The organism is Acidimicrobiales bacterium (assembly GCA_035546775.1).
Taxonomy (GTDB): domain Bacteria; phylum Actinomycetota; class Acidimicrobiia; order Acidimicrobiales; family JACCXE01; genus JACCXE01.
Window position 1 is genome coordinate 1 of record DASZWD010000029.1, and the last position, 22133, is coordinate 22133.

The following is a 22133-nucleotide window of genomic DNA, read 5'->3' on the forward strand; positions in this document are numbered from 1 at the left end:
CCGGCGCTCATGCATCCCCGCACGGCGCAGATGGTGCGGGCGGCCACGTCGGTCGAGTGGATCCAGGTCGACACCGAAGTCGAGGCGCTGCTGCTCGAGTTCTCGCTCATCCAGCGCTACCAGCCGCGGTTCAACGTGCGCCTGCGCGACGACAAGTCGTATCCCTACCTCGCCATCACGCTTGACCAGGAGTGGCCGCGGGCGATGGTCATGCGCGGCGCCCGGCGCAAGGGCGTGAAGTACTTCGGTCCCTACGGGCAGGCCTACGCCATCCGCGAGACGCTCGACCTGCTGCTGCGCACGTTCCCGATCCGCACCTGTTCGGACAACAAGTTCACCCGCCACCATCGTTCGGGGCGGCCGTGCCTGCTGTTCCACATCGAGCAGTGCTCGGGTCCGTGCGTCGGCGAGGTTACGGGCGAGGCGTACGCCACCATGGTCAAGGAGCTGATCCAGTTCCTCGACGGCGACACCGATCCCGTCACCAAGCGTCTCGAGCTGGCGATGCTCGAAGCCTCCGACAAGCAGGAGTACGAGCGCGCCGCCCGCCTGCGCGACCGGCTCGCGGCGGTCAACAAGGCGATCGCCAAGCAGCAGATCGTCACGGCCACGCCCGAGGATTTCGACGTGATCGGCATCGCGGACGACGAACTCGAAGCGGCGGTGCAGGTGTTCTACGTGCGGCGGGGGCGCGTCGTGGGGCGCAAGGGGATCATGGTGGACAAGGTCGAAGACCTCACGCCGGGTGACCTCGTCGGACGCGTGATCGAGCAGCTGTACTACGACCCGCCGCCGCTGGGTGTGCCGCGCCAGTTGCTCGTGCCCACGATGCCCGACGACCCCGACCTGTACACCGCGTGGCTCGGCGCGCTGCGCGAGGGACCCGTCACCATTCGCGTGCCCCAGCGCGGCGACAAGCGGGCGTTGCAGGAGACCGTCACCCGCAACGCGGCCGACGAGTTCCAGCGCAGCCGCATCAAGCGGGCCTCGGACTACAACTCGCGGGCCGAGGCGCTCAACCAGTTGCAGGACTACTTGCAGCTGCCCGAGTCGCCGCTGCGCATCGAATGCTTCGACATGAGCCACATCCAGGGATCCGACTACGTCGGCTCGATGGTGGTGCTCGAAGACGCCCTGCCGCGCAAAGCCGAGTACCGGCGCTTCAAGGTGAAGCAGGTCGGCCAGAACGACGACTACGCGGCGATGGAAGAGGTGCTGACCCGTCGCTTCAACGCGCTGCTGGCCGAGCGCCGCCGACCGCTGGAGAAGGGGCAGAAGTTCGCGTATCCGCCCCAGCTACTGCTGGTCGACGGGGGCAAGGGGCAGTTGGGCGTCGCCGTGCGCGTGCTCGAAGAACTCGGCCTCGACGACGAGATCCCCGTCGCCTCACTGGCCAAGCAGTTCGAGGAAGTGTTCGTGCCCGGCCAGAGCGAGCCGATCCGCATTCCCCGTCAGTCCGAGGCGCTGTACCTGTTGCAGCGCGTGCGCGACGAGGCGCACCGCTTCGCCATCCAGTACCACCGCCAGTTGCGCAACAAGCGCATGACCAAGTCGGTGCTCGACGACATCGCCGGGCTCGGGCCGGCGCGCAAGAAGCGACTCGTCGACGTGATGGGCGGCGTGCGCGCCGTGCAGAACGCCACGCGTGAGGAACTGGGCGCGCTGTCGTTCCTGCCCGACGCCGTCGCCGACGCCGTCTACGACAAGCTGCACCCGCGCGGGTAGCCGCGGCCTACGCGCGGGCGCGCAGCTCGGCGAGGCCGCGGGCGACGTCGTCGAGGTGATGGGTCGAGTCGTGCAGCGCGTGCTCGAGCATCCAGCGCACGGTGTTGGTGGCGTCGCCGACGGTGAGGGTGCGATCCCAGCTGTCGATGTTGTCGGCCGCCAGCGCCGACAGCGCCGTGGTCTCACGCGCCAGGGCGGCCGCGACGTCGGCCACCTCCGCGGCGCCGTAGGTGGCGGCCGCCTCGGCGATCATGGCGTCGCCGTCGATGGGCGGGACCGTGGCGTTCTCGGTGCTCAACGCGAACTCGACGCCGAAGACGTGCAGGGCGGTGATGTCCCGGCTGTGCGCCGCGTACTCCAGCGCCGACCACACTTCGGGCGCGGGCCGGGTACGCAGGTGATCGCCGGCGGAGTCGAGCAGGGCGCGCCACTGCGGCCCGAGCGCGGCGATGGCCTCGACGAGCGCGGCGTCGGTGTACATGGCGCCGTCGAAGCCACAGGCGTCGCAGGTTTCGTGGACCACGATCAGAACCGTAGATCCCGCCGCGTGCCGGTCAGCCCTCTCGGTAGGGTCAGACGTGCCCTTGTCGAAGAAATCAATGATCGAGCTAGCTCTCGCCCACGTCGAGGCGGCCGCCGAGTGCGCGGACAACGCCGACAGCCTTCACGTCGGGGGCCATGAGCCCGAGTACGTCATGGCGGTGGCAGCCGTGGCTCAAGCCCACGCGGCCGCAGCCCAAGCTCTGGTCGCGTGCCTCGAGCTGGCGCCGACAAGAGCCAGGCGGGCCCCCCACGCTCCCTGACACACTCCCGTTTTGTCTCGCTAGAGACCAGCGTTCTCGGTGACCCGCCAGCCACCGTCCGTCTTCTCGACGGTCACTCCACACGGGTTGCCTTTCGGAGCAAACCGAACGCCCGCGAAGCTGCCGTTGTCTTGGCGCACCCAGTCCTTCGCTGAGTCGCCGACGTAGGCGAGCACTGCGGCTTTGGGTGTGGCCGCCATGGGTCCCGCCGCGCCGCCGCCGGCGCAGAAGTGCGCGGCGTGCCGGGGAGTGGCGACGCCCACCGTCAGCGCGACGGCAACGAGCGCCGCCACGAGTGTCGAGCCGGCCACGAGGCGACGCGAACGAGCATGGTCGGCCACGGATTCCAATCGGTGGAAGGCGTGGTGGAATGAGGCCGAACCGTAGATTGGCGGCGTGCCCGACGAATCCGACGAAGGCCTCGTCTTATGGGAAAGCGCGACGGACTGGTGGCAGTCGGGATTCACCGAAGGCGCCGACCCCGAGTACGAGGAGCAGATCCTGCCGTTGGCGCGCGCCGAACTGGCCGGGCGCGCCCGGGTGCTCGACGTCGGCTGCGGTGAGGGGCAGATCGCCCGGCTGGCGGTCGCCGATTGCGGGGCGACTCTCGCCGTCGGCGTCGATCCGACGCGCTCGCAGATCGTCGAGGCGGCGTTGCGGGGCGGGGGAGCGCACTACGCGCGGTCCTTCGCCGAACCGCTGCCGTTCCGTGACGCGTCCTTCGACGCCGTTGTCGCCTGTCTCGTGTTCGAGCACATCGACAACGCCCGCGCCGCGATCGAAGAAGTCGCGCGCGTCCTTGCGCCGGGCGGCCGGTTCTGCTTCTTCCTCAACCACCCGCTGCTGCAGACGCCGGGCTCGGGCTGGGTGATCGACGTCGACCTCGACGAGCAGTACTGGCGCATCGGCCCGTACCTGGTCGAGGACCACTCGGTCGAGGAGATCCACCCCGGCGTGCACCTGCCGTTCGTGCACCGGCCGCTGTCGGTGTACGTGAACGCCCTCATCGACGCCGGCCTCGTCCTCGGCCGCATGCTCGAGCCCGCACCACCCGACGGCTTCCTCGCCATCGCGGACGAATACCGCGACGCCGCCGACATCCCCCGCCTCCTCTACCTGCGCGCCGACAAACCGTCCGCGTAAGCCCGCACCCGCCCGGCGTACGCCTTCTTCAGTTCGGCGACGACACCGGCGGGCGTCCGGGTCACGTGCGCCCAGGTGTATTCGACGATGAGGTAGCCGGCGACGGAGAGACGGTTCCGTCGGGTCTTGTTCGCCTGAAAGGCGGCGAGCGAGGAGTGGTACAGCCAACCTTCGACCTCAACGGCCAACAGGAGGTCGGGCCAGGAGAAGTCGAGCCTGTACTCGCCGTGCTCGCCAACGATGAGTTCACACCGCGGCTGCGGTAAGCCGGCTTTGTCGATCAAGCGACGCATCTTCGCTTCGAGCACCGACGGAGGATGGCTGCCGGTGATGCCCGCATCGTCGAGAAGATGGCGGAGTGCGGCGGTGCCGCGCACTCCCATCTTGCCTCGGCGTTCGAGCTCGGCCAGCGCCGACATCGGCGTCACGACCCGGTTGGCGATCCCGCGATCGAGCGCGAGTTGGACCTTCTGCAGGCTCATCACCGCTCCGAGGTCGAGGAGCGTTTCCGCCGCCGTCGTAACCGGAACGCCCTTGCGGACCTCGGCTGGCAGCAACGGTGTCTGCGTGCGGTGAACCCGAACGTCCCTCCAGCGCAGCCGCACATCGGCCGGGATCGTGACCTCCGGAGTCTGCTCATACGGCGTCATGGCCCAGAGCCAGGCGCCAGCCCGATGCGATGACCGCGTGCCGTCGACACCAGTCGCCAACACTGCTGCCATGTGTGCCTGCGCGGGCGTCGACGGATGGCCCTCGACCACGAACACCCCGCGGCGAAAGCGTCGCCACGCGCCCTGCCCGATCCGCGTCCGCAGCGTTCTGCGACTGACGCCAGCATCGAGCGCCTGCGTCACCGTGAACAGCCCGAGCTGCATCGCCGCAATGGCGAGCAGTCGTGACTCGGCCTCCCAATCCATCTCCACCTCTTTGGGCATCTGTGGTCTCCAGGCGACCGCCAGAGCCCAAAGAGTTCGCAAGAGGTCGCTCTTTGGGCAGTTGTGACGGTGCGCTGGCCCGGAGGGGAAGGGGTTGTCGGTGAGTAAAGCAGGGGGGTGTAACACTGGGATGTAGTGGGCGAACTTGTCGTGGTCGCAGGGATGTCGGGGGCGGGGCGGTCGACGGCGGCTGCCGTGTTCGAAGACGCCGGGTGGTTCGTGGTCGACAACCTGCCGCCGGAGTTGGCCGGCCGTGTGGTCGACCTCGTCGCCCGCCCGGGCGGGACGGACCGCATCGCGCTCGTCGTCGGCCGCAGCGGGACCGAACTCGGCGGGCTCGACGACGCCATCCGCGACCTGCGCTCCACCGGCACCCCCGTGCGCGTCCTCTACCTCGACGCCGCCGACGACGTGCTCGTCCGCCGGTACGAAGGCACGAGACGGCGACACCCGATCGAGGGTGAAGGCGTCGAAGGCGCCATCGCCGTCGAGCGGGCGCTGCTGGCGCCGGTCCGCCAGCTGGCCGACGTGGTTGTCGACACCAGCGAGCTCAACGTCCACCAGCTGCGCGACCGCATCCTCGACCTCTTCAGCGACCACTCCCGACCCGAGGTCGGACTGCGCATCGCCGTCGTCTCCTTCGGGTACTCCCACGGCTTGCCCCGCGACGCCGACCTCGTGTTCGACTGCCGCTTCCTCCCGAACCCGCACTGGATCCCCGAGTTGCGCCCCCACACGGGCCTCGACGTCGACGTGCGCGACTACGTCCTCGGCCAACCCGCCGCCAAGGAGTTCCTCGAGAAGATCGACGATCTCTTGGAACTCCTCCTGCCGGCCTACGTCGAGGAAGGCAAGGCGTACCTCACCATCGCGGTCGGCTGCACCGGCGGGCGCCACCGCTCGGTCGCCATCGCCAACGCACTCCACGAGATGATCGAGGCGCACGGCTACGACGCCAACATCAGCCACCGCGACGTCTCGAAGAAGACATGACGCGTACTGAAGACGAGCGCCCCGACGGCCCGCACGTCGTCGCCCTCGGCGGCGGTCACGGCCTCGCCACCACGCTGCGGGCGGCGCGGGCGTATGCCGGCCGGATCACCGCGGTCGTCTCCGTCGCCGACGACGGGGGGAGCAGCGGCCGCCTCCGTCACGACCTCGGCATCCCGGCGCCGGGCGACCTGCGTCACTGCCTGCACGCCCTCGCCGACGACGAGTCGCTGTTCGCCCGCGCCTTCGAGCACCGCTTCGACGCCGGCGACCTCGACGGCCACCCGCTCGGCAACCTCGTCATCGCCGGGCTGACCGCGGCGACGGGCAACTTCGTGGCCGCCCTCGCCGAGACCGCCCGTCTCCTCGGCGCTCACGGCGACGTCCTGCCGGCCACCGTCGAACCCGTCGACCTCGTGGCCGACCTCGCCGACGGCACCGAAGTGCGCGGCCAGGTCGAAGTCGACCACGCCCAGTCGATCCGCAGCGTGCGGCTCGACCCCCCGACGCCCTACGCGCCCACCGCGGTGATCGACGCCATCGCCGCGGCCGACCAGATCGTCATCGGCCCGGGCTCGCTGCACACCAGCGTGCTGGCCGTCCTCGCCGTCCCCGACATCCACCAGGCCCTGCACACCGCGGCGGCGCGCACGATTTTCGTGGCGAACCTGCGCGGGGTGCGCAGCACGGCGGGCCTGACGCTCGCTGACCACATCGGCGCCCTCGCCGACCACGGTGTCAACCCCGACGTGGTGGTGGTCGACGAGAACACCACGATGGCCGACGGGCCCCTGCCGCCCCACCTGCACCTCGTCCGCAAACCCCTCGCCCGCTTCGACGTACCGGCCCATGACCCCGCCCAACTGGCGAAGGCCCTCGCCGATCTGGTCGGATAGGAACAGACAACCACTCCAAGGAGTTCGAACAGATATGGCAATTCGTGTCGGCATCAACGGGTTCGGCCGCATCGGCCGCAACTTCTTCCGGGCGGCCAAGCAGACGGGCGCCGACTTCGAGTTCGTGGCCGCCAACGACCCGTTCACGCCGACGAATCTCGCCGCGCACCTGCTGACGCACGACACCGTGCTCGGTCGCTGGGAAGGCGCCGAAGTCGAGGTCGTCGACGAGGGCATCAAGCTCAACGGCGAGACCCTCAAGATCCTCGGCGAGCGCGACCCCGCGAAGATTCCGTGGGGCGACCTCGGCGTCGACGTCGTCATCGAGTCGACCGGCGTGTTCAGCTCGCGTGAGCAGGCGGCGGCCCACCTCGAAGGCGGCGCGCCCCTCGTCATCGTCAGCGCCCCGAGCGCCGGCGCCGACGCCACGTTCGTGGTCGGCGTCAACGACGACACGTTCGACCGCAACACCCACAAGGTCATCTCGAACGCGTCGTGCACCACCAACTGCTTCGTGCCGATGGTGAAGGTGCTCGACGACGCGTTCGGCGTCGAGCGCGGCCTCATGACGACCGTTCACGCCTATACCGGCACGCAAGCGCTCGTCGACGGTCCGAGCAAGGACCTGCGTGAAGCCCGCGCCGCTGCCGTCAACATCATCCCGAGTTCGACCGGCGCCGCCCGCGCCACCGCCCTCGTCCTCGAAGCGATGAAGGGCAAGCTCGACGGCACGTCGCTGCGCGTGCCCGTGCCCGACGGTTCGATCACCGACTTCACCGCCATCCTCAACCGCGACGTCACCAAGGAAGAGGTGAACGACGCCTTCCGCGTCGCCGCCGACAAGGGCCCGCTGGCCAACGTCCTCGTCTACAGCGAGGAGCCGATCGTCAGCTCCGACATCGTCGGGTCGCCCGCCAGCTGCACCTTCGACGCCCCCCTCACCATGGTGATGGGCAACCTCGTGAAGGTCCTCGGCTGGTACGACAACGAGTGGGGTTACTCCAACCGCCTCGTCGACCTGGTGCGCATCACCGCCGGCAAGTAGCAGCCGTGAATCCGGCGGACGGGGTTCCCGTCCTCGAAGACCTTGGGGACGTATCGGGCCGGCGCGTGCTCGTCCGATGCGACTTCAACGTGCCCGTGCACGACGGCGTCATCACTGACGACCTGCGCATCCGCGCCGCGCTGCCCACCCTCACCTACCTGACGCAGCACGGCGCCGATGTCACCGCCTGCACCCACTTCGGCCGCCCCAAGGGTCTGCCCGACCCGAAGTATTCCGTCGCGCCGGTGCGGGCGCGGCTCAAGGAGTTGGCGCCCGACGTGAAGCTGCTCGAGAACTTGCGGTTCGACGCCGGCGAGGAGGGCAACGACCCGGCGTTCGTCGACACGCTGATCGACGGCATGGACGCCTACGTGAACGACGCGTTCGGCGCGTCGCATCGCGCGCACGCCAGCATCGTCGGACCGCCCAGGTTCCTGCCGAGCGCCGCTGGTCGCCTGCTGGCGAAGGAGGTCGACGTGCTCGGTGGCCTGCTCGACAAGCCGGCCAAGCCGTTCGTCGCCATCCTCGGCGGGTCGAAGGTCAGCGACAAGCTCGGCGTCATCAACGCGCTGCTCGCCAAGGTCGACACGCTCGTCATCGGCGGCGGCATGTGCTTCACCTTCCTCGCCGCGCAGGGTCACAAGGTCGGCGACTCCCTGCTCCAGCCCGAGCAGATCGAGACGTGCAAGCAGTTGCTGGCGTCGGGCCAGAACATCGTGTTGCCCGAAGACGTGATCGCGCTGAGCCCCGACGGCACGCAGACGGCGACGCTCGGCGTCGACCTGCCCGACGGCTGGAAGGGCATGGACATCGGTCCCTACAGCGGCGCGATCTTCGCCGACGTCGTCGCGTCGGCCCGCACGGTGTTGTGGAACGGGCCGATGGGCGTGTTCGAGGACGAACGCTTCGCTATGGGCACGCGCGCGGTGGCGCAGGCGTGCGCCGATGCCGAGCGCGCCTTCACCGTCATCGGTGGCGGCGACTCGGCGGCGGCTGTTGCCCAGTTCGGCCTCGCCAAGTACATCGACCACATCTCGACGGGCGGCGGTGCCTCGCTCGAACTGATCGAGCAGGGCGACCTGCCCGGGTTGAAGGCACTGAGGAATGGAGTGCACCCGCATGCCTGACGCCCGCAAACCCCTCATCAGCGGCAACTGGAAGATGCACCACGATCACCTCGAAGCGATCCGGGTCATCCAGAAGCTCAACTTCCGCCTCGACACCGACGTCTACAAGAACGTCGACGTGTCGGTCCACCCACCCTTCACCGACCTGCGCGCCCTGCAAACGCTGATCGACGTCGACAACATGAGCATCCTGCTCGGCGCCCAGCACTGCCACTGGGAGGACAGGGGCGCCTTCACCGGTGAGGTCAGCCCGCAGTTCCTCGCCAAGCTCAACGTGCAGCTCGTCATCTGCGGTCACTCGGAGCGCCGTGAACTCTTCGGTGAGACCGACGAGATGGTCAACCTCAAGGTGAAGTCGATACTCAAGCACGGCATGACGCCGATCATGTGCTGCGGCGAAACACTCGAAGAGCGCGAAGCGGGCAACGCCGAGGCCAAGGTCGACGGGCAGGTGCGCGCCGGCCTCGCCGGGGTGTCGCCGGCCGACGTCGCGCGCCTCGTCATCGCCTACGAACCGATCTGGGCGATCGGTACCGGGCAGACGGCCACCTCCGAGGATGCCCAGGCGATGTGCAAGGTCGTGCGCACGGTGGTGGCCGAAGTGGCCGGTGCCGAGGCGGCGGCCGGTGTGCGGGTGCAGTACGGCGGGTCGGTGAAGCCGGGCAACATCAAAGAACTGATGGCGTGCCCGGACATCGACGGCGCGCTCGTGGGTGGGGCCAGCCTCGACCCCGATGACTTCGCCGCCATCGTCAGCTACTAATCTCTCCGCCCGTGCTGGCCGTCAACCTCCTGACCCTGACCGCGGGGATCATCGTGATCCACGTCATCGTGTCGCTGCTGCTGATCGTGCTGATCCTGCTCCACAGCGGCCGCGGCGGCGGCCTGTCCGACATGTTCGGCGGGATGGGTTCAGTCGCCGCGGGTTCCACCGTGGTCGAGCGCAACCTCGACCGCATCACGGTGGCGGCGGCGCTTGCGTTCGGCTTCACCACGCTCATCCTCGCCCTCCGTATGCAGTAGCGCGGTGCCCGCCCGCCGCGCGCTCGTCGCGCTGGCACTTCTTGTGGCGCTGGGCCTCGGCGCCTGCACCGGGTCTTCGGGCAAACATGGCGCCTCGTCGACGAGCACGACGGCCGCGAGCAAGCCCGTCCGCATCGGCGTGTGGACCGCGCCCGACCCGAAGGCCGCTACCTACGGCGGCGTGGGGGTGCGGGAACTCGTCTACCCGCAGTTGTTCAAGGCGACGCCCGCCGGCCGGTGGGCGCCGAGCCTGGTGAAGGCCGGCACCGACAAGACGGATTCCGGAGCGACGAGCGCCCGCTTCCGACTCCGGCCGGCGAAATGGTCCGACGGTTCGCCGATCACGGCCGCCGACCTGCGCCGCAGTATCGACGGCCGCTTCGTCAGCGCCGTCGACGACCCAACACGAGACGGCACGATCGTCGTGCACTTCTTCCGGCCGCTACCCGGGTGGCGCCGGCTGTGGTCGGGCCTCGACACCGTCACCCCTCCGGCGGATGGCGTCTACGGCGGGCCGTACAAGGTGCAGACGGTCACGCCCGGTCTCGAGACCGTGCTCGTCGCCAACGCCACGTACTTCGGTAGCCCGCCCGCGATCTCAGAGGTGCATCTCGTGCTGACGCCCGACGCCGAGATCGCGGCGCGCTTGCTGGAACGCGGCGACCTCGACGTGATCGCGCCGCCGGCGTTCACCGGTCGCACGGCGCGCCTCGAGCGGATCAAGGGCGCCCACGTCATCGAGGGCAACGCGGCCAAAGGCGGCTGGACCGCGGCGTTCGTCGCCAACCCGACGCGCCTCGACCTGGCGCAGCGCCGGTTCCTCTTCCATTACGCCAACGGGCCGCGCTTCACCGACGTGCTCCTGCACGACGAAGCCGCCTCGCTCGGGCCGGCTACGTCCGCCGACGCGGCCACGCCGGAGTTCAAGACAACGCCGGCGTTCGCCCTTCCGGACGAGTCGGCGCCGGCCGGCGTGCTGCTGCACGCGATGCAACGCACGGCGCACAAAGCCGGCTTCGACTTCGACGTGCGCGCTGCCGACTTCGACCGCGTCCTCGGCTCCTACGCCGCCGCCGACTACGACGTGTTGTTCCGCTTGGAACCGACGCTGCCGGCGGTGTGCTGGGCGTGCCGTTACGCCACCGTCGACGCCACGCTCGCTCAAGCGGCCGACAGCGGCGACGCCGGCGCCGCGAGGTCGTTGCGGGCCGAACTGGTCGACCAGGCCTATGACCTACCGCTGTGGCGGGAAGTGCCGGTCGCCGCCGTGCGCGACGGCCTCGATGGCGTCACCGAGAACGGGTTCGACGTCAACGGTCCCGCATGGAACGTTGCTAAATGGCACTGGACGCGTTAGAGATTCTGTGTGAGTGGGTAGCACGTCCTGGTTACCACGACATTAGGAGGACCCGCGTGAGAGCACGCAGCGTCGTACCCGTTGCCCTACTGGCGAGCATTGCGATGTTCGCGACGGCATGCGGCAACAACAACAAGAACAACGCCGCCACGACCACCACGAACGCCAACGTTCCCAAGGGCGGCACCCTCGTCATCGGTGCCGAACAAGAGCCTGACTGCCTGGACTTCATCGCGAGTTGTTCGGGATCGACGTGGGGCGACTACATGGTGAAGGAGCAGACGATTCCGTCCGCCTTCGTCTTCCCGCGCGACTCGTCGGGCAACTACTCGTACAAGTACAACGCGCTCGTGCTCAGCGAAGAGCCGAAGCTCGAGACCTCGCCGGTCCAGAAGATCACGTACAAGATCAACCCGAAGGCCGTGTGGAGCGACGGCGTCGCCATCTCGTCGTCGGACTTCAAGTACACGTGGGATCAGATCGCCAACGGCACCGACGTGTACGACAAGACGGGCTACGACCTGATCCAGGGCGTTGACGACTCCGATCCCCACACCGCCGTCGTCACCTTCAAGCAGGGCAAGACGTTCTCGGACTGGAAAAACCTCTTCACCGCCAACTACGGGATCTGGCCGAGCCACATCCTCCAGGGCAAGGACCGCGACGCGGAGACCAAGGACGGCTACGCCTGGTCCGGTGGTCCGTGGATGTTGGAGGGCGGCGCCGCCGGTTGGGTCAAGACCGACCACATCACGCTGGTGCCGAATCCGAAGTACTGGGGACCCAAGCCGAACCTCGACAAGGTGATCTTCAAGGTCCAGGCCGACACGTCGGCGGAGTTCACGGCGTTCAAGTCGAAGCAGACGTCGATGATCTGGCCGCAGCCGCAGCTCGACGCGGTTGACCAGATCAACGCGGGGCTGCCGGGCGTCAGCAAGGACATCGCGTCCAAGACGGGCAACTTCGAGGCGCTGTGGCTCAACAACGGCGTGTTCCCGTTCAACGACGTGGCGGTGCGCCAGGCCGCGGCCTACGCGCTCGACCGCGCCGCGATCGTCCAGCGACTCTTCGGCGGCCTCGGCGTGAAGCAACCACTGCAAGACCTGAATGGTCCGATCGTGAACGAGTTCACCGACGCCCAGGCGTACGCGAAGTACACGCTCAACCTCGACAAGGTGAACTCGCTGCTGACCGCCGACGGCTGGGCTAAGGGCAGCGACGGCATCTGGGCCAAGAACGGCCAGAAGCTCTCGTTCAAGGTGCGCACTACGGCCGGCAACAAGCGACGTGAGACCACGGAGCAGATTCTGCAGACGCAGTTCAAGGCCGCCGGTATGGACATGCAGGTCGACAACCTGAAGGCGGGCGACCTCTTCGGACAGGCGCTCCCCAAGGGCGACTTCCAGGCCGCCATCTACGCCCAGGTGCTCACGTCGCTGCAGGCGAGCACGTGCAACCTGTTCTGCTCGAAGAACATGAGCCCGATCGGGCAGTCCGGCGGCAACAACTACACCCGCACGAACATCCCGAGCCTCGACGAGCAACTCACCAAGACCGACCAGGCGTTGAACGACAGCGACCTTGCGGCGGCGGGCAAGGCCGCGAGCAAGATCTCGGCCGACAACGTCATCAGCATCCCGATCGACCCGCTGCCTACGATTCTGCTGTGGGACTCGACGAAGATCGTCGGCCACGTCGAGGACAACGCCCTTCAGGGTCCGTTCTGGAACATGAATACTTGGGGCGTCAAGAGCTAGCGAACAGGGGATCGGGTTGCTGACCTATTCGGTCCGACGGGTTGCCTACTCGATCCCCGTTCTGCTCCTGGCGTCGTTTCTGTTGTTCGCCTTCGTGCGCACGACGTTCGACCCCACAGCCCGACTCGCCGCCTCGCGCGATCCGCAGGTGCGGATCCGCGAGCGGCATCGGCTCGGGCTCGACGACCCGCTCGTGGTCCAGTACGGGCGTTGGCTCAAAGGCGCCTCCCACGGCGACTTCGGCAAGAGCGAGATAACCCGCGAGAACGTGACGTCGGCCATCAAGCGGTCGATGGGCAACACGCTCCAACTGATCCTGATCGGCGCCGCCGTGTCGTGCGTCATCGCCCTCGGAGTGGGCGTCTACTCGGCTGTGCGGCAGTACTCCGCGCTGGACTACACGTTCACCGGTCTGTCCTACATCGGCATCGCCATGCCCCCGTTCTGGTTCGGCCTCATCGCCATCCAGTTCTTCGCCGTGCAACACCACTGGCTGTTGTCGCTCGGGCTGCACACCGGGGAAGGCCACGGCGTCAACCTCGACTACCTGAAGCATCTCCCGTTGCCCATCGCCACGTTGTGCGTGCAGATCGTGGCGTCGTGGAGTCGCTACGAGCGGGCATCGATGCTCGACGCCCTCAACGCCGACTACGTCCGCACGGCGAAAGCAAAAGGGCTGCCGGCGCGCACCGTCGTGTTGAAGCACGCACTGCGCAACGCGCTCATCCCGTTCGTCACCGTCGTCGCCCTCGACTTCGGGGCGCTGTTCGGCGGGCTGATCATCACCGAGTCGATCTTCTCCATCGGCGGGATGGGTCGGCTGTTCTTCTCGGCGCTGCAGCAAGGCGACGCCTACATCCTCGAGGCGTGGATGCTGGTGGCCGCCGTAATCATCATCTTCTTCAACCTCGTCGCCGACCTGCTCTACGGCGTCCTCGACCCGCGGATACGGCTGTCGTGACGATCGCTCCGTCCTCCGAAATGGAGGTGGTCGACCTCGAACCGGAGGCGCGCACGCAGTGGCAGCTCATTCGCCGCCGCTTCTTCCATCACCGCGTGGCGGTGGTCAGCCTCGTCGTGTTGATCGTGTTGATCCTGCTGTGCTTCGGGGCGCACTGGATCGCGCCGTATCCCAAGGGCAAGCAGGACCTGCTGCTCGGTCCCGTCGGCCCCAACGGCAAGCACTGGTTCGGCACGGACAACCTCGGCATCGATCAGCTCACGACGCTGCTCTACGCCGGCCAGGTGTCGCTCAAGATCGGGCTCGCCGTCGCCCTGATCTCCACCGTCGTCGGCACCGTCGTCGGTGCGGTTGCCGGTTACTACGGCGCGGTGTGGGACCAGTTCCTCATGCGCGCCACGGACCTGTTCCTCGTCGTTCCCCAGATCGCCGTGCTCGCCATCGCACTGAAGAAGTTCGGCCATTCGGTGAACTGGATCATCGTCGTGCTCGCCGCGCTCGGCTGGATGTACGTGGCGCGCATCGTGCGCGGCCAGGTGCTGTCGATCAAGGAGAAGGAGTTCGTCGAGGCCGCCCGAGCCGCCGGGGCGTCGAGTCCGCGCATCATCGTGCGCCACATCCTGCCCAACTGCATCGGACCCATTCTCGTCAACGCCACCCTGGCGATCGCCGGCGCCATCATCACCGAGTCGACGCTGTCGTTCCTCGGCTTCGGCATCCAGATTCCGGACGAGTCGTGGGGGCACATGCTGTCGTCAGCCGAGGGGAACTTCTCCGTGCACACGCACCTGCTCTACTTCCCGGGGCTCATGATCCTCCTGACGGTGCTGTGCGTGAACTTCCTGGGCGACGGCTTGCGCGACGCCTTCGACCCGCAGAGTTCGCGGTGACGTTCCGCACACCCAAGCCCGAGCCCCTCGTGCTGGAGGTCACGGACCTCGTCGTCACGTTCCCCACCGACGACGGCGACGTGCACGCCGTGGGCGGGCTCACGTTCGGCGTGCGGGCCAACGAGACCCTCGGCATCGTGGGCGAGTCGGGGTCGGGTAAGAGCGTCACGTCGATGGCGGTTCTCGGCCTGCTCCCGAAGAACGCCAAGGTGAGCGGCAGTATCAAGCTGCACGGGCGCGAGCTCATGGGCCTCACCGAGAACGAGTTGCGCCCGATCCGCGGCGAGGAGATCGCCATGGTGTTCCAGGACGCGCTCACCGCGCTCAACCCGGTGTTCACCGTCGGCAGCCAGATCGCCGAAGCCATCCAGGTGCACCATGAGTTGTCGCACAAAGACGTGCGTGAGCGTGTCATGCACCTGCTCGACACCGTCGGCATCCCGAACCCCGACCGGCGCATCGACCAGTACCCGCACGAATTCTCCGGCGGCATGCGCCAGCGGGCGATGATCGCCATGGCGATCGCCAACGAGCCGTCCGTCCTCATCGCGGATGAGCCGACGACCGCCCTCGACGTGACGATTCAGGCGCAGGTACTCGAGGTCTTCGAGCGGATCCAGGACCGCACGAAGTCGAGCGTCATTCTGATCACCCACGACCTCGGTGTCGTCGCCGGCACCGCCGACCGCGTGCTCGTCATGTACGCCGGGCGCGAGGCCGAACTGGCCAACGTCGACCAACTCTTCTACAACCCCCGGCATCCCTACACGCGGGGGTTGCTGGCGTCGTTGCCGCGCGTCGACGGCTCGCGCCTGGCGCGGCTCAACCGGATCCGCGGCCAGCCTCCGTCGCTGATGACGATCCCGACCGGTTGCGCCTTCCATCCGCGCTGCGAAGACGCCCGCCTGCCATCGCCGTGTGCCACGGAGCGTCCTGAATTGCTGTCGGTCGAGGAGCGTCACCGCTCTGCGTGTCACTTCGCGCTCGAGTTGCCCGAGCTGTCGACGACGGATCTCGCGGCCGACGCGCACGACGAGGGGAGTGTCGAGAAGCTGTGACCGACGCCCAGCCGGTCCTCGAGGTGACCGACCTCGTGAAGGACTTCTCCATCCGCGGCGGTCTCTTGCAGCGCGAGGTGGCGAAGGTGAGCGCCGTCGCCGGCGTGTCGTTCTCGGTCGCCCGGGGCGAGACGCTCGGCCTGGTCGGCGAGTCGGGATGCGGGAAGTCGACGACGGGCCGCGTCGTGCTCGGCCTGATCCCGGCGACGTCGGGCTCGGTGAAGTTCGAAGGTCAAGAAGTCGTCGGGCGGTCCAACCGCGCCATGCGGCCGCTGCGCCAGAAGATGCAGATCGTCTTCCAGGACCCGTACGCGTCGCTCAACCCGCGCATGACGGTGCAGTCCATCATCGAAGAACCGATGAAGATCCACGGCACGGCGAAGGACGCCCGCCGCACCCGGGTGCACGAGTTGATGGAGTTGTGCCACCTGAAGCCTGAGTTCGCCAACCGCTATCCGCACGAGTTCTCCGGCGGGCAGCGCCAGCGCATCGGCATCGCCCGCACGCTCTCGCTCGACCCCGATCTGCTGGTGCTCGACGAGCCCGTGTCCGCCCTCGACGTGTCGATTCAGGCGGGCGTCGTCAACCTGCTAGAAGACATCCAGGACCGCCTAGGGCTCGCCTATGTGTTCATCGCACACGATCTGTCCGTCGTGCGCCACGTGTGCGACGACGTGGCGGTGATGTACCTCGGCAAGATCGTGGAGATCGGTACGCGCGCCAACGTGTACGACGCGCCGATGCATCCCTACACGCAGGCGCTGTTGTCTGCTGTTCCGGTTCCCGACCCGGTGAAGGAACGAAAGCGCAACCGCATCGTGTTGCAGGGCGACCCGCCGTCGCCGGTCAACCCCCCGTCGGGGTGCCGGTTCCGTACGCGCTGCTGGAAAGCGCAGGACATTTGCGCCGAAGTTGAGCCGCCGTTGGTCGTTCGCGGGGGCGCTGAGAACGGCGGTCAACGCGTCGCCTGCCACTTCGCCGAAGTCGCCTCGGTGATCTAAACCCAACTCTCATTTTCTTGGGAATTGCGGCTGCGTTGGGGGCCGTTGAGCGATGGCGTTCGATGAGTAGGACATGTCACTTCGCTTTCGTGTCGCCCAAGTTGGTGTCGTTGTCGGACTCGTGCTCGTGGCGCTCGTCACGCTCGTGAGTCCGGCATCGGCGCATCATCCAATCGTCAGTGGAGAGGTCGCCTGTTCGCCTGACGGCCAGACGGTGGTGGTCTCCTGGCACGTCCAGAACTCCGAGACCGTGAGCGGGACCAACCGCACGATGACGCTGTTGTCGGCGGTGGTCAGCCAGGGAACGCTCGTCGGCATTTCGGCGGGCATGACGGCACCGCCGCAACCGCTGGCCGGCTCGACGATCAACGGCTCGACCACTCTGCCGTCGACGACGAGTGGTTCCGTCACGCTCACGGTGCACGGGAGGTGGCCGTCCCCCGGTCCGCAGGACGTGACGGGCTCAGCCACGGTCGAGTTGCCGGGTGCGTGTGCACAGCCGAAGGGTTCGTTGAAGGTGACGAAGAGCGTCGACTGGAACGGCGTGACGCCCGATCAGTCCAAGACGTTCGAGATCTGCATCACCGGTCCGTCGTATCCGCAGGGCAACTGCCAGACCGTCGGCTTCAACGGCGGCACCCTGACGTGGAACGACCTCACCCCCGGCGACTACACGGCAACCGAGACGGGTCCCGGGTCATCGTGGAGCGTGAGCGGTAGCCCGACGGGCGTCATCACCGTGCCCGCCCTCGGCGGTCTTGCGACCAACAAACCGACGATCACCAACACGCGCAAGCACGGTTCGTTGAAGGTGACGAAGAGCGTCGACTGGAACGGCGTGACGCCCGATCAGTCCAAGACGTTCGAGATCTGCATCACCGGTCCGTCGTATCCGAACGGCAACTGCAAGACGGCGGACTTCGACGGCGCCACGTTGACGTGGTCCGATCTGATCCCGGGCGCCTACACCGCGACCGAGACCAATCCGGGCTCGAGCTGGTCGGTGGCCGGTAGTCCGACCGGTGTCATCACGGTGCCGAGCGATGGTGGGCTGGCGGAGAACAAGCCGACGATCACGAATACACGCAAGCACGGCTCGTTGCAGGTGACGAAGTCGGTCGACTGGAACGGCGTCACGCCGGACCATGCGAAGACGTTCGAGATCTGCATCACCGGCCCGTCGTATCCGAACGGCAACTGCAAGACGATCGACTTCGACGGCGGCACGCTGACGTGGTCCGATCTGATCCCGGGCGCCTATACCGCCACCGAGACGAATCCGGGCGCGAGCTGGAAGGTCGTTGGCAGCCCAACGGCGACGATCACCGTTCCGACTGACGGCTCGACGGCACAACTGGTGCCGGTGATCAGTAACACCCGCAAGCACGGGTCGCTGAGCGTGACGAAACAGGTCGAGTGGAACGGGGTCACCCCAGACGACAACCAGACCTTCGAGGTCTGCATCACCGGCCCGTCGTATCCGGTGGACGCCAACTGCAAGTCCGTGGGCAAGGACGGCGGCACGCTCACGTGGTCCGACCTCATCCCCGGCGCCTACACCGCGACCGAGACGAGCCCGGGTGTCAATTGGTCGGTAGCCGGCAGCCCGACCGGCACGATTACCGTGCCCAGCGACGGCGGTGCCGCATCGCTCGTGCCGGTGATCACGAACACCCGCCGACTGGGTTCGTTGCAGGTGACGAAGTCGGTCGACTGGAACGGCGTCACGCCGGACCAGGATCAGTCGTTCTCGATCTGCATCAGCGGGCCGTCATTCCCTGACCAACCCGACTGCAAGACGATCGGTGCCGACGGTGGCACGCTGACGTGGTCGCATCTCGTACCCGGTGCGTACACCGCGTCCGAGTCCGACCCGGGTGCGAGCTGGAACGTCGGCGGCAGCCCGACGGCGAGCATGACCGTGCCGGCGGACGGCTCGACGGCCGAGTTGGTGCCGGTCATCACGAACACCCGCAAGCTCGGTTCGTTGCAGGTAACCAAGTCGGTTGACTGGAACGGCGTCACGCCGGACCAGGATCAGACGTTCTCGATCTGCATCAGCGGTCCGTCGTATCCCGACGAGCCGAACTGTCAAAGCGTTGGTGCCGACGGTGGCACGCTCACGTGGTCGAACCTGATCCCGGGTGCCTACACCGCGTCCGAGGCCGGCGTCGGGACAACGTGGACGGTTTCCGGTAGCCCGTCGGACACGATCGTCGTGCCCAGCAACGGCGGCCAGGCCGAGAACGTGCCCGTCATCGCCAACACCCGGAAGCTCGGCTCGCTGCACGTGACCAAGCACGTCGCGTGGAACGGTGTCGACCCGGTCGACGGCCAGGAGTTCTCGGTCTGCATCACCGGGCCGTCGTTCGAGACGGCGAACTGCAAGACGTTCACGTCGCCCGACGGTCTCGAGCAGACGTGGACGGACCTGATCCCGGGCAGCTACACCATCACCGAAGCCGGGCTCGGCTCCGAATGGACGAAGACCGGCGACGCGCAGGCGACGGTTCCTGACGACGGCGGCACGGTGTCGGCCAACGTCACGAATACCCGCAAGCTCGGCTCGCTGTCGGTGAAGAAGGTCGTCGACTGGAACGGGACCACGCCGAACGAGGACAAGACGTTCTCGATCTGCATCAAGGGGCCGTCGTTCCCCGACACGGCCGACTGCAAGTCGGTCGGGTTCAACGGCGGCACGGTCACCTGGACCGGTCTGGTCCCGGGTGACTACGTCGCCACCGAAGCCGACCCCGGTGCCAACTGGACGATCGACGGCAGCCCGACGCAGAAGATCACCGTGCCGGCTGACGGCACGGCGGCCGTCGACGTTGCCCAGATCACCAACACCCACAAACTCGGCTCGCTCGCCGTCGCCAAGATCGTCAACTGGAACGGCGTCACACCGGTCCAGACCCAGACGTTCGAAATCTGCATCACCGGCCCGTCGTATCCGACGACGCAGAACTGCAAGACCGTCGGGTTCAACGGCGGAACGCTGACGTGGACCGACCTCCTCCCCGGGAGCTACTCGGTCAGCGAGACCAACCCGGGCACCGACTGGGCGGTCGTCGTCAAGGACAGCCCGGCGACGGTTCCGGTCGGGGGCGGCCAGGCGACGGCGTCGGTCCTCAACACGCACTCCGCAGTGTTGGGCGAAGTACTGGCCCGAACGGGTGGTGACAGCAGCACGCCGCTGGCCTTGGCTGCCCTGGCCGTCATGGCTGCCGCAGGTCGCCGGGTGATCCGGCGGCGGCGGCGAGTGGCCTGAGCGACCAGCGACCGTAGGGACCGAGCGTCACGACGGATCGGTCGGGCAAGACGAGGCGGGCACGACCTAGTGGCGCAGCCACGAGGCGTGCCCCCTCGTCGTATGCCCAGCTGGCGAGCAGCGCTCCGGGATGCACCCGCCACGGCGAGCCGGCGAAGGCCACGAGCCGGCGGTCGGTCACGGCGAGCACGAAGGCGCCGTGGGGGAGCGCGCCACCGCGCCGGCGGCGTCGGTTGACGATCGCTCCGGCCGCGGCCATGAGCCGCTCGCCCGGCTCGAGGCGCTCGGCCAACTCCGCGTAGCGCGACACGTCACGACGCTACGGCAGCGAGCAGAATCGCCGTGTGCGGTCGAAGCTGGTGGTGCTGGGGGCAGTAGTCGTATGGTTGTTCTCGCTGGTGTCGGTGTACGCCGCCGACCATCCCGACAGCGTCCACCAGTCGATCGCCGACGGGTGCGGGCGCACACAGCTGGGGTTGCTGGGGGAGGCGGCGCTGTCGACGAAGCTGCCCGACCATCCCACGGCGATGCCGAGTTGGGTGTACGTCGACGGCGACAACCGACCCAAGACCGTCGAGGGCACCGTGCTCGGTACCCACACGGCGGGCACGGATCTGTTCGGCGTCCACGACACCTACGACCTCAACATCGACGTGAAGCCCGACGCCGCCTACGAGGGTCTCCTGTCGACGCGCAACGCCGAGGAGAATCCCGGCCAGATCCACACCGAGTGGGAGAGCGGCCTGGCGCCGCTGTTCGCCTGGCCCGACGCCGGTGACCGCGTGCGCGAGACCGGCAGCGAGATCTGGGACTGCGGCCACTGGCAGGACGGCTCCCGCCGGATCCCCGAGAGCGACTACGTCCCCGGTGACCCGCTCGGCGACGCCGGCATCGAGAAGGTCGGGGGCGAAGAGATCGAGATCCATCCGATCGCCGAGCTGGCCACGTGGCGCGCCGCGGGCAACTTCGTTCCCGCCGGCCGCACCACCGCGGTCCACGCCAGCCAGCTCGACGTCGCCCTGTCGAATCAGGGCGGCAAGGCAAAGGCCGTCGAGAACTGCGCCATCCCGCTGCCGCACCAGCAGTCCGGCGTCGTGCGGCGCTTCCTCGCCGGGTCGGGCTGTTCGCGCCTCCAGAAGATCGCCGGGCGCGACTACACCTACGAGCTGAAGCCGCCAGTGGCGCGCCCGTCGTCCAAGGCGGTGCTGCACGTGCAGCAGGACGTGCACTTCGGACACCACGCGCCGGTGCCGGTCGTGTCGGTCAAGAACGACGTGGTGCACGTCACCGTGCCGTTCGCGTCGGTCCCGGCGTCCGATGGCGTGCAGGACTTCGGCGCCACGTGGCACGCGTGGTGGACGCGCGACAACACGCCGACGCGCCGCTACCGCGTCACCCTCGAGTCCGTAACCATCTACAACAACCTCGACGGCGACAGCAGCGCCGGCTACTTCAACCCGACGCTGACGCCGAACGGCGAGTGGAACATGTTCGTCGACGTCAACGGCAACTGGGTGAACCTGCACGACCCGCGTCCGGGCCACACCGACTACGTGTCGCAACTCGGTTCGGTACCCAGCGCGCGGCCGAATCCGCAGGTACTGTCGCTGGCGCGCGTGCCGTCGCGCGTCGTCGCACTGGGTGACCGCGACGCGCTGCACCTGTTCACCGACGCTCGTGAGTGCGACCAGCCGGGCTACGTCGACTGCCCGACCAACGAGTTGGCGACCACCGGCAAGTCGGCGGGCCGCGCCGAGTTGTCGCTGCCAAACGCTCGCTTGGTGCACCACGTCACCCACGTGACGATCCACCCGCAGGTGTGCGCGGCGGGCCAGCCGTGTCCCGAAGAGCACAACGACCCCGCGACGTGCCCGCGCAGTTGTTACGCCATGACGTACCGCATCGAGGACATCACCACGAAGCTGCCGCTCACGCCGGTGACCATCAACGGCGACGGCACGGCGGGCGGGACGGTGTACGCCGACGCGTCGGCGAGCGGGTTGGCGTGGTGGATCAACCCGGTGACGCGCTACGCGCCCGACCAGGAGGAGGAGAACGTGATCGTCGCCGACGTGATCGACCGTTATTTGCACCAGGAGTCTCGGTGAGGCCAGCCGAACAGGCGAGGGTTAGCCGAGTCGCCGCGTGGTG

Annotated in this window: 20 protein-coding genes; 16 read left to right on the forward strand and 4 right to left on the reverse strand. The window is 67.8% G+C overall.

The window, feature by feature from the left end:
• On the forward strand, positions 1-1725 hold a 1725-nt coding region (uvrC, locus tag VHC63_05650), incomplete at its 5' end, for an excinuclease ABC subunit UvrC (protein ID HVV36069.1).
• A gap of 7 nt (positions 1726-1732) precedes the next feature.
• Here the strand turns inward: uvrC and VHC63_05655 are convergent.
• Both VHC63_05655 and VHC63_05660 read right to left on the reverse strand, forming a co-directional pair.
• A complete protein-coding gene (locus tag VHC63_05655) occupies positions 1733-2248 on the reverse strand; it encodes a DinB family protein (protein HVV36070.1) in 516 nt (171 codons plus the stop codon).
• Positions 2249-2548: 300 nt separating this feature from the next.
• A complete protein-coding gene (locus tag VHC63_05660) occupies positions 2549-2869 on the reverse strand; it encodes a hypothetical protein (protein ID HVV36071.1) in 321 nt (106 codons plus the stop codon).
• 55 nt (positions 2870-2924) lie between these two features.
• Between VHC63_05660 and VHC63_05665 the strand changes: the two genes are divergently transcribed.
• Positions 2925-3671: a class I SAM-dependent methyltransferase gene (locus tag VHC63_05665; GenBank protein ID HVV36072.1), complete on the forward strand. Its 747-nt coding sequence runs from the start codon at positions 2925-2927 to the stop codon at positions 3669-3671.
• On the opposite strand, the gene VHC63_05670 is transcribed toward VHC63_05665, so the two are convergent.
• On the reverse strand, positions 3641-4606 hold the full coding sequence (locus VHC63_05670; protein ID HVV36073.1) for a type IV toxin-antitoxin system AbiEi family antitoxin domain-containing protein: 966 nt from the start codon (positions 4604-4606) through the stop codon (positions 3641-3643). The genes VHC63_05665 and VHC63_05670 overlap by 31 nt on opposite strands.
• A gap of 135 nt (positions 4607-4741) precedes the next feature.
• Between VHC63_05670 and rapZ the strand changes: the two genes are divergently transcribed.
• From rapZ to VHC63_05735, 13 genes are all read left to right on the forward strand, one after another.
• Positions 4742-5599, forward strand: coding sequence for an RNase adapter RapZ (gene rapZ / locus VHC63_05675; GenBank protein HVV36074.1), 858 nt, complete (start codon positions 4742-4744; stop codon positions 5597-5599).
• Positions 5596-6492, forward strand: coding sequence for a gluconeogenesis factor YvcK family protein (locus VHC63_05680; protein ID HVV36075.1), 897 nt, complete (start codon positions 5596-5598; stop codon positions 6490-6492). Before rapZ ends, VHC63_05680 begins: the two co-directional genes overlap by 4 nt.
• A 34-nt stretch (positions 6493-6526) precedes the next feature.
• Positions 6527-7537 carry a type I glyceraldehyde-3-phosphate dehydrogenase gene (gap, locus tag VHC63_05685; protein HVV36076.1) on the forward strand — a complete coding sequence of 337 codons (1011 nt, stop codon included), beginning with the start codon at positions 6527-6529 and terminating at the stop codon, positions 7535-7537.
• A 5-nt stretch (positions 7538-7542) separates the two neighbouring features.
• Positions 7543-8664, forward strand: coding sequence for a phosphoglycerate kinase (locus VHC63_05690; protein HVV36077.1), 1122 nt, complete (start codon positions 7543-7545; stop codon positions 8662-8664).
• On the forward strand, positions 8657-9427 hold the full coding sequence (gene tpiA, locus VHC63_05695; GenBank protein ID HVV36078.1) for a triose-phosphate isomerase: 771 nt from the start codon (positions 8657-8659) through the stop codon (positions 9425-9427). Before VHC63_05690 ends, tpiA begins: the two co-directional genes overlap by 8 nt.
• An 11-nt stretch (positions 9428-9438) precedes the next feature.
• Positions 9439-9687: a preprotein translocase subunit SecG gene (secG, locus tag VHC63_05700; protein HVV36079.1), complete on the forward strand. Its 249-nt coding sequence runs from the start codon at positions 9439-9441 to the stop codon at positions 9685-9687.
• Positions 9688-9691: 4 nt separating this feature from the next.
• Entirely contained in the window at positions 9692-11044 is a 1353-nt protein-coding gene (locus VHC63_05705) for an ABC transporter substrate-binding protein (GenBank protein HVV36080.1), read from the forward strand.
• Between the two features lie 56 nt (positions 11045-11100).
• A complete protein-coding gene (locus VHC63_05710) occupies positions 11101-12801 on the forward strand; it encodes an ABC transporter substrate-binding protein (protein ID HVV36081.1) in 1701 nt (566 codons plus the stop codon).
• Between the two features lie 16 nt (positions 12802-12817).
• Positions 12818-13762: an ABC transporter permease gene (locus tag VHC63_05715; GenBank protein HVV36082.1), complete on the forward strand. Its 945-nt coding sequence runs from the start codon at positions 12818-12820 to the stop codon at positions 13760-13762.
• Positions 13759-14652: an ABC transporter permease gene (locus VHC63_05720; protein HVV36083.1), complete on the forward strand. Its 894-nt coding sequence runs from the start codon at positions 13759-13761 to the stop codon at positions 14650-14652. The genes VHC63_05715 and VHC63_05720 overlap by 4 nt, the downstream gene beginning before the upstream one ends.
• Entirely contained in the window at positions 14649-15710 is a 1062-nt protein-coding gene (locus VHC63_05725) for an ABC transporter ATP-binding protein (protein HVV36084.1), read from the forward strand. Before VHC63_05720 ends, VHC63_05725 begins: the two co-directional genes overlap by 4 nt.
• Positions 15707-16711, forward strand: coding sequence for a dipeptide ABC transporter ATP-binding protein (locus VHC63_05730; GenBank protein HVV36085.1), 1005 nt, complete (start codon positions 15707-15709; stop codon positions 16709-16711). The genes VHC63_05725 and VHC63_05730 overlap by 4 nt, the downstream gene beginning before the upstream one ends.
• Before the next feature lie 73 nt (positions 16712-16784).
• The gene (locus VHC63_05735) at positions 16785-19982 is read left to right on the forward strand and encodes a hypothetical protein (GenBank protein HVV36086.1); all 3198 of its coding nucleotides are present in this window, start codon (positions 16785-16787) and stop codon (positions 19980-19982) included.
• Here the strand turns inward: VHC63_05735 and VHC63_05740 are convergent.
• Entirely contained in the window at positions 19930-20292 is a 363-nt protein-coding gene (locus tag VHC63_05740; GenBank protein HVV36087.1) for a hypothetical protein, read from the reverse strand. The two genes, VHC63_05735 and VHC63_05740, sit on opposite strands and share 53 nt — an antisense overlap.
• A gap of 34 nt (positions 20293-20326) precedes the next feature.
• Between VHC63_05740 and VHC63_05745 the strand changes: the two genes are divergently transcribed.
• Complete coding sequence (locus VHC63_05745) at positions 20327-22090, forward strand: hypothetical protein (protein ID HVV36088.1); 1764 nt, start codon at positions 20327-20329, stop codon at positions 22088-22090.
• Positions 22091-22133: the final 43 nt, after the last annotated feature.

Bases quoted from the DNA above. Each gene is read 5' to 3' on its own strand.
- VHC63_05670 (HVV36073.1), bottom strand. From the start codon at position 4,606: ATGCCCAAAGAGGTGGAGATGGATTGGGAGGCCGAGTCACGACTGCTC.
- VHC63_05680 (HVV36075.1), top strand. From the start codon at position 5,596: ATGACGCGTACTGAAGACGAGCGCCCCGACGGCCCGCACGTCGTCGCC.
- gap (HVV36076.1), top strand. From the start codon at position 6,527: ATGGCAATTCGTGTCGGCATCAACGGGTTCGGCCGCATCGGCCGCAAC.
- tpiA (HVV36078.1), top strand. From the start codon at position 8,657: ATGCCTGACGCCCGCAAACCCCTCATCAGCGGCAACTGGAAGATGCAC.
- VHC63_05735 (HVV36086.1), top strand. From the start codon at position 16,785: ATGTCACTTCGCTTTCGTGTCGCCCAAGTTGGTGTCGTTGTCGGACTC.